The organism is Streptomyces sp. NPDC052299, assembly GCF_040679335.1.
Taxonomy (GTDB): domain Bacteria; phylum Actinomycetota; class Actinomycetes; order Streptomycetales; family Streptomycetaceae; genus Streptomyces.
In genome coordinates, this window is record NZ_JBFAUP010000033.1 from 13,021 (window position 1) to 25,791 (window position 12,771).

Genomic DNA, 12,771 nt, shown 5'->3' on the forward strand with positions numbered 1-12,771 from the left:
CCGGGTGCGGCACGTCAGTTCCTCTCTGTGACTGCGAATTGGTCGAGGATGGAGCGGTACGTGGCAGCGAGCCTGCTCACGGTGGTCCGCTCGAACATGCTCGTGGCGTAACCGAAGGTGCAGACGAGCTTCTGCCCGCCGTCATTGACCACCAGGCCGAGGTCGAATTTGGAAGCCGGGTCCGCCTCCGCGCCGAGTTCGGGTCCGTGGTGATCGTCCGTGCGCCGGAGAACCCGGTTCGGCGGCCGGTCCGCGGCCACCTCGCCGAAGGCGTTCACGTCGAACCAGACCTGGAACAGCGGGTGGCGGCCGGGATCGGGTGGCAGGTTCAGATGACCGACCAACTGCTCGATCGGCAGTTCCTGGTGTTCCTGCGCTTCGAGCAGGCGAGCCGAGACCTTCCTGATCAGCGTCTCCACCTCGTCCTCGCGATCGATGTCCAGGTCGAGCGCGAGCGAATTGACGAAGTAGCCTATGAGGTCGCGCGTCTGCCAGTGGTTCCGGTTGAACGCCGGAATGCCGACGACGAGGTCGTCACGGTTCGCGAACGCCTGGAGCAACAGGTAGTAGGCGGCGAGCAGCACGCTGAACAGGCCCACGCCCATCTCCCGCGCCAGCCGCCGCAGCGCCTGCGTGGTCTCCTCGTCCAGCTCGATGACGACCTGCCCGCCGCGGTAGTCCCATTTCTCGGGCCGCGGCCGGTCGGTCGGCAGCTCCAGCGGCGCCCTTCCCGCCAGGTGGCTCCGCCAGTAGGCCAGCAGTTCTTCGAGGCGGTCGCCCCTGAGCCGGCGGCGCTCCCAGATCGCGAAATCACGGTACTGAACCGTCAGTTCCGGCACGTCAGGCGAGGCCTGCGTGCCCGCTTCCAACCGGCTGTAGCAGTGGTGGAACGCCGCCAGTTCCTGGAGCAGGAGATCGGCCGACCAGCCGTCGAAAGCGATGTGATGGACCAGGACGCTCACGAACACCCGTGCTGCGCTGCCCTCGCCCTGCCGGTAGAAGGTGATCCGGAAGGGCGCTTCCTCACCGAGGTCGAAATGGTGGGTGGCCTCCGCCCTGAAACCGGCGGCCAGCTCGTCCTCGTCGGTGACGGCGACGTTCCGGATGACGAGCGGAACCTGGTGGTGGTCCAGTACGACCTGGTGGGGCTCGGCCCCCGAGGTCTTGCGGATGACCGTCCTGAGCACCTCATGCCGTTCGTAGATGGCGCGGAAGCCGCGTTCCAGCAGCTCCACGTCCACGCCCGGCAGGACCTCGTAGCGAAGATGGACGTTGTACGCGTCCGTCCCCCGCTCGTACTGGTCGATGAACCACAGCCGTTCCTGTGCGAACGAGAGCGGCTGCCGCGACTCGTCCGAGCGCGGGATCGACTCGATCGGCACGGGCTTGGCGGCCGTGGTGGCGAGGCTCTCCACCAGACCGGCGACCGAGCGGTGCCGGAAGACCGAGGCGATGCTGATGTCGATGTCCCATGCGGAGGTCAGGCGGCCGGCCAGCTTGATCGACAACAGGCTGTTTCCGCCCAGTCCGAAGAAGTCGTCGTGCACGCTGATCCTGTCGGGCGCCATGGCCAGGACGTCGGCCATGATGGTCCGGGCCTCCGCCTCCGCGTCGTTGCGGGGAGCGATGAACCTGCCGTCCCCGCAGCGCTCGGAGACCGCTGGATGGCCGGACAGAGCGTCTTCGATCTCGCCGAGTTCACCTCGTTGCCCGCGCGCACGGGCCCGGAGGTCGTCGGGGCCCAGGTACCGGAGGCTGCCGTCCGGGTTCCATCGCACCAGTTCGCCGGTCTTGTGGAGACGCTTGTTCCCGGAGCGGTCCGGGTGGGCGTCGCCGGGGTCGGCGTCCGGGAGGAAGGGATGGTCGATGAACCGTGCCTCGGTCGGACCCGGCTGGTCCAGGTACCCGGACGTCGGACCCGCACCACCGATGTACAGCTCGCCTACGGCCCCGACGGGGAGCAGCCGGAGTTCGCTGTCCAGCACGTAGGCCGGGCCGGCGGCCGTGACGCCGGTCGCGGGGGCGGCCGTCGGCTGCGTGGCCGGCCCGTCCGGGTTCCGGCGTACAGGTTTCCCGAACGCCTCGTGCCGGACGGCGGTGTCGTCGTACCGCGGCTCGGAAAAGCTCCAGTTCTCCATCACGTCGCGTCGCCCGGCCCGGTCCAGATACGTCAGGTTCGCGATCGAGAGCCGGTGCCGCGCCGGTTCGTCCCCGGCGAGGTCCGCGATCTGCCGCAGAAGGTGCACGTAGGTCTTGCCGAAACTCTCGGCCGTCACCCGGTCGAACAGGCTCGTGGCGTAGTTGACATCGACCTCAAGCTCTTCGCGCGAGTCGTCGACGTAGGTACTGAGATCGAACTTCGCGACCTTGTACACGTCTCGGCTCTCCGCCGTCGTCCGCAGGATCCGGCTCTGCCGTACGCCCCGCCCGTGCCCGGGATGTCCGAAACTCTGCACGCTGAACAGTACTTGGAAGATCGGGTGGCGGCTCGTGTCCCTCGGGATGTCCAGCGCCGTCAGAAGTCGCTCGAAGGGCAGTTCCTGGTGCAGGAGCAGGTCCATGACTTCGCGCGAGGTCGCCCCGATGTGATCGACGACCGTCGCTGTCGGGTCGATGCGCACCCGCAGGGGCAAGGTGTTGACGAAGAAGCCGACGAGATTCTCCAGCTCGGGGTGGTCCCGGTTCGCGACCGGCACACCGACGACGATGTCGTTCTGGTTGCTGAAGCAGCGAAGGGCCAGGTGGTGGGCGCCCATCAGCAGGCTGAAGAGGCTGACGTGCAGCTCCTGCGCCAGCTTTCGCAGCCCGCGCGACACGTCCGCGTCGACGGTGAAGTAGATGTCGTCGCCTCGGTAGTCGATGCTGTCCGGTCGCGGGTGGTCCGGAACAAGATCGAGGCCGGTGCTGTCGAGGAGCTTTCCCTCCCAGAACCGGATGAGTTCATCGACCCGTTCGTCGGTGAGGTACTGCCGCTGCCAGGCGGCGAATTCCTTGTAGCTCAGCTCCGGGGCAGGCGGCGGGCCCGTGGGAGCGGCCCCCGGCGGAACCTGTTCCAGCAGGGCGTACGTCGACGTCAGGTCCTCCAGGAGCACATCGGTCGACCAGCCGTCGAACGCGATGTGATGGATCACGAACGTCAGACAGCGGGCCGCGGGCCGCTCCACCTCGTAGAGCCGCACGTACAGCGGACCCTCGTCCGCCAGGTCGAAGACCCGGTGTACGTCTTCCCTCAGCTTCTCGCGGAAGGCTTCGTGGTCGGGGACACGCACGACGGAGACCGGCGGCACATCGTCCATGTCCCGCACGAGCTGGTACCCGACGCCGTCCGGGGTCTCCTTGATGAGAGTCCTCAGGGTCTCGTGGCGTTCGACCGCCGCGCGCACGGCGGACAGCAGGGTGTCGCGGTCCACGTCGTCGGCCACGCCCAGGACGAGTGGCACGTTGTAGGCATGGGTGCCGCGCTCGAACTTCTCGATGAACCAGAGACGCTCCTGCGCGAAGGACAGCAGCTGGTCCTCCGGCCGGTCGAACACCGTGGGCGTGACCTCGGCCGGCTGGGAGCGCCGGATCTCAAGACCGGCGACGAATCTCCTGACCGTACGGTTCTTCAGGAGGTGCGCGACGGACACCTGGAGGCCGAGTTCGCGGCGCAGCGCCGAGACGAGCTGGATGGACAGGATGCTGTTGCCGCCGAGTTCGAAGAAGTCGTCGTCGATGCCGACCTCGTCCGCGTGCAGCCCGAGCAGTCGGGCGATGGCCTGGCACAGATCGGCTTCGAGCCGCGAGCGGGGCGGTGCGGGCTCCCGCCGAGGGACGAAATCCGGCTCGGGCAGGGCCGCGCGGTCCACCTTGCCGCTGATGGTGCGCGGCAGGGCGTCGATGCGTATGCACGCGGCCGGCACCATGTGCGCGGGCAGCGTCCGCCGGAGGTGGCCGGTCAGCTCGTCGGCGTCCGGGGCACGATCGGCGACGTAGTAGCCGACGAGTACCGTGCGGCCGATGTCCCTGACGACGACAACGGCCTGCCGGATCCCGGGAAGACGGAGCAGGGCCGCCTCGATCTCGCCGAGCTCGATCCGGTGTCCGTAGATCTTGACCTGGGCGTCGTTGCGCCCGACGAACTCCAGCACTCCGTCCGGGAGGAGCCGCACGAGGTCTCCCGTGCGGTAGAGCCTTGAGGGGGCGCCCGCGCCCTCGGTGGCCGACGGCGCGGTCACGAACCGTTCGGCGGTGAGGTCGTCCTTGCGTAGGTAGCCACGGGCCAGTCCGCCACCGCCGATGTGGAGTTCACCGATCGCACCCACGGGCAGCGTCCGCCGGAATTCGTCCAGGACATGGACGGTCTCACCGCCGAACGGCCTGCCGAGGTCGACCGGCAGCCCGCCGCGCGGCTGCGCGTGCCCGTAGAACCGGGACGTGGACCAGATCGTCGTCTCCGTCGGACCGTAGACGTGGACGAGGTCCAGCGAGGCCGCCATCACCCGGTCGAGGAGTTCCGGGTCCATCTTCTCGCCGCCCACGAGCAGCAGCGTGCCGTCGGTGTGCGTCAGGCGGTCCAGCAGCACATCGGACACCGTGGGCGTCACCTGTACGAAGTCGTAGGGCGCGCAGTTCAGGGTGTCCGGGATCCCGGCCGCGAGATCGACGGTGCCGCCGGTGCTCAGCGGCAGACCGTATTCAAGACCGAAGATGTCGAACACGTGATTGGTGAGGCTGCAGGTGCTGACCGTTTCTCTGTCCGCGAAGTACTGCGCGCCCGTCTGGGAGACGAGCAGGTCGAACGACCCGTGTTCGACCATGACTCCCTTGGGGTCACCTGTGGTGCCGGAGGTGTAGAGGATGTACATCAGGTCGTCGGCGGCGGCGCGCGCCACGGGGTCGGCGGGCTCCGAAGCCGCGAGCGCGGCGGCCGTCCCGGGGGTGTCCAGCGCGAGAACCGACCGGGTCCGGTGCGGGTCGCCGAGGCCGGCCAGGCGGGCCGTGTCGCGGTGCGTGGTGAGGACCACCCTCGCCCTGGTGTCATTCAGGACATAGGCGATCCGCTCGTCCAGATAGCTCGGGTCGAGCAGCACGTACGCACCACGCGCCTTGAGCACGGCGAGCATCGAGACCAGGAGGTCGATGCCCTTGTTCATGCAGACGACGACCGGCTCCTGCGGCTCCAGGCCGTGTGTCCGGACCAGCAGGTGCGCGAGCCGGTTGACACGTTCGTTGAGGCACTGGTAGGTGAGACTCTCGCCCTCGCAGTTCACGGCGGTGTGCCGGGCCCGTAGTGCGGCCTGTGTCTCGAAGCGGTCGAGGAAGGTACCCGCGACGGCGGGCTGCGCGGCCGGCGGGTCGAGGAGGCTGGTGACCGCCGCGCGCTCTTCCCCGGTCAGCAGCTGGATCTCCCGCCAGGGCCGGCGGGCGTCCGCGACCACTCCGTCCAGCAGGTTGCCCAGTATCCGCAGCATCCCCTCCCCGGTTTCCGCGTCGAACAGCTCGGCGGCGTACACCAGACGGATCCCGATGCTGTCGGGCGTGTCGGAGACGACCACGGAGAGCGGGTAGTCGAATTTCTCGTACTCGCCCTCCTTGCGCACCCGGAGCGTCTTCTGCCAGCCGTCGGGGCTGATCCTGGGCCAGTTCTCGTAGATGAAGAGCGAGTCGAACAGCCGGTTGGAACCCTCATGCAACGCGGCCAGGTTCACCGTGCTCCGGGCGTTCAGCTCATTGATCCGGCTCTGCACGTCGTGGAGGGTGTCGACGATCAGCTCATCCGGAGCACCGGCCGTCACCACCAGCGGCAGGGTGTTGATCAGCAGTCCAACCGTACGGTCGATGTCGTTGGCCGGGATGTTCCGGCCGGAGACGACGACGCCGGTGATCGTCTGCCGCGATCCTCCGTAGCAGGCCAGCACCTTGTGCCACAGAGTGAGGAAGAGCGCGTTCGACGTGATCCCCGCGTCCTGTGCCAGCCTGCGTACTTCGCCGAGCAGTTCTCCGGACACGGTGAGAGAGGTCTCGCGCCTGTCCTCGACCCGCCGGACTTCGTCGGTCCGCACACCGGCTGCCCGCGCCGCGGAGTTCAGCAGTCCCCACAGATTCATCCGGTCCTCGTAGCCGGAGAGGTACTCACGCCAGTACCCGACGTGGTCCCGGTGGTGCTCCTGGAGGTACCGCTGTGCCGCCCCGTAGCCACGATCGGGGGTGGCGTTCACCGGGGTTCCGGCGAGCAGCGCCTGGTAGCTGTCGTGCACGAAGCCCAGCAGGACGGTGATGCTCCAGCCGTCCAGGATCGAGTGGTGATGGCTGAACAGGCAGCTGTAGCGCCCGTCCCCGAGCCGCACTAGGTGGATCCGGAACAGCGAGCCGCCGTCGAGGGCGTAGGGCTCGGCCCGGTCCGCGTCCCGTATCCCACGCAGTGACTCGGCCCGGCCGTCGGGGGGCTCGCGGCTCAGGTCGTAGTAGCGCCAGTCCACAGCACCCTTCGCGTCGATGACCTGGACCAGTTCGTCCTGCCATCCGAAGCGCAACCGCAGGCTCGGGTACTTACGCTGTGCGCCCAGCCACGCCTCGTGCAGGAGCCGCGGATCGATCTCGGTGTCGTAGCTCCACACCATCTGGACGTTGTAGGCGTCGTCGGTCCCGTGCTGCGTGACGGCGTGGTAGATGAAGCCCTGTTGCAGGCTGTTGGCCAGGAAGACTCCGTCGATCTCGCGATCGGCCTGGAGTGCGTCGAGGTACTCCGAAGAGATGACGTGGTTCACGTCGGACGGTGTGAGGTACGTCCGCCCCGCGCCCGACAGCGCCTCGACGAGCCCGACCAGTGACTGCTCGAACCGGTCGGCGAAGTGGTCGCCCATCTCCTGCCCGAGCTTGTTGACGATGGAGAAGGTGAGCCGGCCGTCAACGACCCAGCCGTTGATCGTCATGATGTTGCCGTCGTGGTTGGCCGGGTGCACGGCGGCGCCCACGTGCTCGCGGGTGATCCGCCAGCGAGTCTCCGGGCTCGTCGCCTCGTCGTTGTCGAGCTGCCCGAGATAATTGAAGTTGATACGCGGCAGCCGGCTGTCGTCGTACCCGTACAGGGCGCCGTATCCGATGCCCTTCGCCGGGATCGCGCGCAGCGTCTCCTTGATGTCGCGCAGGTCGGCGAGGAGGTCCGGCCCCGCGCAAAGCCGCACGGGGAACATCGTGGTGAACCAGCCGAGCGTGCGCGACACGTCCAGCTGTGGGCCGATCTCCTCGCGGCCGTGCCCCTCCAGGAGAATGTGGTGGGTCGCCTCGCCGGTGAGATCGCGAAGGGCGTGCGAGAACGCGGTGAGAAGAAGGTCGTTGATCTGGGTGCGGAAGGTGTGGTGGCTCTCTCGCAGCAGCCGACGGCTGGTGTCCTGGTCCAGCGTCAGCTCGGACACCGTCCGCGTGTCCTCGCTGATCACAAGGCCGCGCAGGACCTCGTCGCCCTTCCGGCCGATCCCCTCGACAGCCTGCTGCCAGTACTCCCGTTCGGCTGCCTGCCCGTCCGCGTACTGCTGGACGGCCGCGCTCCACTGCCCGTAGCCGCTGCCGAGCGGAAGCAGAGCACGGCCGTGGTAGAGCGCCTCCAGCTCGTCGGCGAGGACGCGCCAGCCCACGGCGTCGACGATCAGATGATGGCAGGCGACGAACACCCGGGCGCTGCCGTCCGGGAACCCGTCGATGTAGCCGACGCGGTAGACCGGGCCGCTGCGCAGGTCGAAGTCGCTCTGCCACGCGGTGAGGAGCTCCTGGAGGTCCTCGTTCCCGGCGGCCGATGCCAGGACCAGGTCGGTGGGCCGGAAGCTGTCCGTGTGGTGCTGCGTGGGCTCGCCGTCGGGTCCGTACCGGTATCTGAGGCGGAAGGCACCATGCCGGTTTCCGAGCTCGTGCACGGCCTGTCGGAGCCGGTCGGGTGCCAGACGCGGGGTCGCCACGAGGAACGCCTGGTTCCAGTGGTCCGGACGCGCGAACTCCCGGTCGAAGAACCACTTCTGGATCGGCAGGAGCGGTATCTCGCCCGCCGGCGCCGCCGGCTCGCTCACCACTTCGCCGTCGGTCCGGGCACCCTCGCCCAACTCGCGTGCCAGGAGTGTGCAGAAGGACTCGACGGTGGTGTGACCGAGTACGTCGTTGACCCGGAGGTGGACACCGAACCTTCGGCGCAGCCTGCTGAGCAGCTGGATGGCGACGATGCTGTCACCGCCCAGTTTGAAGAAGTCGTCGGTGATCCCGACCGGTGCTCCGTCGCGGCCGAGCAGCTCGGACCAGATCCCGCAGACCTCACGTTCGAGGTCGGTACGCGGGCTCACCCATGTCTCCCGACTGAACTGCTCCGGTTCGGGCAGGGCGTTGCGGTCCACCTTGCCGTGCGAAGTCAGCGGAAGGGCGTCGAGAAGCACATACGCGGCAGGCACCATGTAGGGCGGCAGTATGCCCTTGAGGTACTGCGCCAGTTCCTGCTCCGAACATCCGAACTCACCGGCCACCACGTAGGCGACCAGCGCACGCGACCTCTGTTCGTCCCCGACGGCGCAGGCGACGACGACCGCCTGCTCCACGTCACCGTGGGCCTGGATCGCATGCTCGATCTCACCGAGCTCTATACGGAATCCCCGGATCTTGACCTGGTCGTCATTGCGGCCGACGTACTCGAAGTCACCGCCGGGAAGTCGGCGTACGAGGTCGCCCGTCCGGTACAGCCGGTCACCGCGGCCGGTGGCAGCGGGGACGTCGTGATCGTCCTGTGCCGGGAGCGGGTTCTCATGGAACCGGTCGGCGGTGAGTTCCGGTTGGTGCAGATAGCCCCGGGCCACGCCGGCCCCACCGATGAACAGCTCCCCCAGCTCGCCGACTCGCGCCGGCCGGCCGTCGGGCCGTAGCACGTGGCCCTGGCAGTTGTCGTAAGGACGGCCGATGTTCGGAACCTCGCCGGCCGGCAAGGGATGGACCACTCCCGCGCATGTCCCCACGGTCGCCTCGGTCGGGCCGTACTCGTCGTACACCGTCAGGTCCTGCCCCGGCCGGGTGCGGATCCTCTCCAGTACCGCCGGTTGCAGCTTCTCCCCGCCCAGGATGACGGTTCGGACCCGGGTCCTGTGCAGCCCATCCGCGATCAGAGCGAAGTAGCCGGGTGTGAGTTTGACGAACGTGACGTCGTTGCCGACCAGGAACTCCTTGTAGGCGTCGATGTCCTGGACCGGCTTGTCGTGGACGGCGACCCGGCCGCCCAGCGCGAGACAGGCAAGGGTCGTTGTCACCGTCAGGTCGAAGCTGATGGGGGTCGAGTAGTCGCAGGTGTCGGCGGCGGTCAGACCCAGGTGTGCGCCGACGTTCCTGACGTAGTTGACGACGGATCGATGCTCGACCATCACGCCCTTGGGCCGGCCGCTCGTGCCCGAGGTGAAGATGACGTACGCGAGTTGGTCCGCCGTGGCGGGGGCCCACTGCGCCGGCCCGTCCGACGGAAGCGGCGGCCGGGTGAGGATCTCCTCGTCGACGGTGAGGACCTGGACATCGCCCGGGACGGCGGTCCGGACGACGTCCGCCAGGCGTGCCTGGTGGATGCCGTCCGTCAGCACCACCGGGCAGGCGGTCTCCGTCATGAGGAGCGCGATCCGGTCGTTCGGGCTGTCCGGGGAGACCGGGACGTAGGCGCCGCCCGCCTTCAGGACCGCGAGCATGCTGACGAGGACGTACGAGCTGCGGTCCAGGCACAGCATCACCAAGGACTCAGGACCCACCGCATGTGCATGCCTCAGGACGCGGGCCAGTGCGTTCGCCCGGTCGTCGACCTCCTGATAGGTCAGTTCCACATCGCCGTAGGTCATGGCGACGGCCGCAGGCTGTTCCCTCACCTGCTCCTCGAAGAGGTGGTGCACCGTGGTCCCTGCGGTCCGGGCGGATTCATCGTACGAAGGGCGCATGTACAGATTTCCTCAACGGTGGGAGGCAACGGTCTGCGGACGAGTCAGGAATCGAGCGCTGGGAAATACGACTTGCGATCGCCCGCTCGTCGAATATCGACCGTGCAGCAGTGGAAGCTGCCACCGAAGTGATAGACGTTGGCGAAAGGAATGGCGATCACGCGGAACCCGAGCGACTTGAAGAGCTCGATCATTGGCTTCTCCCGCTCCTCACAGATGATCGTCTCCTCGTTCACGTTGAAGACGTTCATGGAGATCCAGTTGCTGATCTCCGGGGTTCGGTAGAAGCTGCCCCGCACCGAAGGCTCCGCGGCGACCACCCGCCAGCCGTTCTCCTCGAAGAACGCGATCGTTTCGCCGACCGGAGGGCGTTCCGGGTTGAACATGATCAGACCGGGACGCAACGGCACCATCGTCGCGTCGATGTGCTGAGGGTGCGGGTCACGGAAACGGACCCGGTGGAGGCGATATTCCGGACCGAGATGCCTGGCGAGCCACTGTGCACCAAAATCATTGGTCACGATGTCCGGCTGGTAGAAGATGTCCTTCCCCATCCGGATGAAACTTGCGGCGTCGAAGGAGGGCTCCAGACCGGTCAGAGACGGGTGTTCGTCCGCGTCGAACGGGCCATCAGCGATCGAGAAGTCCTGAACGTACATCTCGTCAGCCATGCTCGGCTTGGGGGCCGCCGTCCACCTGGCACCCTGCCTGAAGTATTCCCGGACCAGTTTCCGGTAGGGCAGGTACTCGAAGAATCGGCTCCGCATGGCCATGGGCGCCTCGATGATCTCGTCACCGACAACAAGCAGAACGTCCCGCGGGCACGCACTCGTGTTCTGACTGCTCACCTGGAACGAGGGCGTCTTCACCTCGGTCATGAAATCCGTCGGAGTGGGCCGGCGCACAATGACGTTCTCGCTCTCCAGCACCTTGGCGAGATTGTCGAGTTGAGCGGTTGCCGCCTCGATCTCCGCATCGCTGCGTCGGGCCGCCTTGAACTCCTGCTGTGCCGGGTTCGGGAAATACGGGCGCAGAGCGGGTTCGAACCCCATGCTCGCCGAATTCGCGACGCTTCCGACGATCACTTCTTCGAGCGGGTCCCATCCGTTGTACGAATTGACCACCGGCTGCGCGGAACCTTCGACGCTGTCAGCAGACATATTGGATCCCTTCGTTGATGTGCGCTGGACACTGAAAAAGAGCTGAACTCTCGGTCGAGTCACCGGCCGGCACCGGTGCATCAGCTCATGGCAACGACGGTCTTACGATCTCCTTGATACGGGTTGCGGCCGTGCGCGAGCAGGAGGTTGTCCAGGATCATGATGTCTCCCCGACGCCAAGGGACAACCGTCTTTTCCTTTTCGTACACGTCGCGAATATGTGCCAGCACCTCGGATTCAATCGGATCGCCATTCCCGTAGAACGCGTTTCGAGGTACGTTCTCGATCCCCAGCTCACTGACGAGCGATCCCCGCTCGCTCTCCGCCAGGGCGGAGATATGGAAGAGATGCGCCTGGTTGAACCAGACCATGTCTCCGGTTCGGGGGTGCCGCATGGACGCCTGGCAGTGCTGACGAGTGCTCAGGGCAGGGCCGTCGGACCGCCATTGGAATTCGATTCCGTGCGCCTCGCAGTAGGCTTCCACTTCTGCCCGGTCAGCAGTCTGGAATACTTCTTGCCAGCTCAGGTCGATGCCGTCGGTGAAGTTTCTGACATAGCGGACACCCGTGCGTTCGAACTTCTCCCGCACCGCCGGGTCGATCTGCTGGTATACGCGGCGACTGTCCGCGGTAGGGGTCTCTCCCCCCTGGCCGGCGGCCACCGCGCAGTAGAAATATATCCGGCTGGGCCACGAGTCCGTGTAGGAGTTCTCGTTGTGCAGAGGTATCGACTTGTCCGCCGGATATTCCGTTGCGGTGTAGAGCTTCCCGCCCACCTTGGTCCTGGGAGTGGAGCGATGGACGTATTCAAGAAGGTCTGGAGTAAATATCCGGACTGCCCGGTTGAATTCAGAAACCGCGTTCAACCCGAGGTCACGCAGGATCACACCTCCGCAGGTGACGACGAGATCGTCGATTGCAGATCGGTTTTCCTCAAGCCATTCGAACGGGTCCACGCCCGCCCTGGGCGGCCGCAGCAGTACAGGACCGCGATCCCCTGAGGGATTCAGATCCTCTGAGGGCTTCATCTTCAATCCCCAAATCCACAGTCAGCACAGCGAAGACATCGATGTCGAATATCGCGGGCGAAGAGCACGGCGAGCTCCGCCGGTACTCCGGATCGGAATCGGGCTTCGCCGTTTCGAAGTGTCTGCGAAGACATCCGGTGTGCCCTTCGTGGAGCGGTGAAGCGGACCCGCCGACGGTAAGCGGTTGCCATCGACCGAGTCAACGGCTCCGCCACCACATTGATCAATTATCCGATTTGAGAGCTTCGACGCCCGGATAGCGGCTGCGATCGAGTCTGAATTCTGGGCTCAATTTGCGCTATAGCCGCATGAGAGATCAGCTTTGCTCATGAAATAGACAAAAGAGGTAAACGGCTCGTATCATGACAAATTTTCCCGTGAGCCGGAGCTGAACCCGAGTCATTGACAGTGCTGTCGGTAACCGCTTACCTTGCTGCCATTCGCCTCATGTATGCCTTGGTGGATTCGGTGCCGCTATCACCGCCAAGGGTCCGGTAAATCCTGATGGAACAGCGCATGCCGGCGGACGCGGTGCCTCGCACAAAGCGTTCCCGGATTCCCAATCTCAAAGTCGCTTCGGGTCGAAGAGCACAGAGTGGCGAACCGGAAGACCGAATTGCTTGACTTCTAATGAAGTTCCTCGGCTGGGCATCCCGACGA

3 protein-coding genes are annotated in these 12,771 nt (G+C 66.2%); all 3 read right to left on the bottom strand.

Going from position 1 to position 12,771, the window contains the following annotated elements; translation table 11 throughout:
* Positions 1-14: 14 nt before the first annotated feature.
* The gene (locus AB0L33_RS33550) at positions 15-9,923 is read right to left on the bottom strand and encodes an amino acid adenylation domain-containing protein (protein WP_365687372.1); all 9,909 of its coding nucleotides are present in this window, start codon (positions 9,921-9,923) and stop codon (positions 15-17) included.
* 44 nt (positions 9,924-9,967) lie between these two features.
* Complete coding sequence (locus AB0L33_RS33555; RefSeq protein WP_365687373.1) at positions 9,968-11,083, bottom strand: glycine amidinotransferase; 1,116 nt, start codon at positions 11,081-11,083, stop codon at positions 9,968-9,970.
* Between the two features lie 80 nt (positions 11,084-11,163).
* Positions 11,164-12,111: a TauD/TfdA family dioxygenase gene (locus AB0L33_RS33560; protein ID WP_365687375.1), complete on the bottom strand. Its 948-nt coding sequence runs from the start codon at positions 12,109-12,111 to the stop codon at positions 11,164-11,166.
* Positions 12,112-12,771 lie beyond the last annotated feature (660 nt).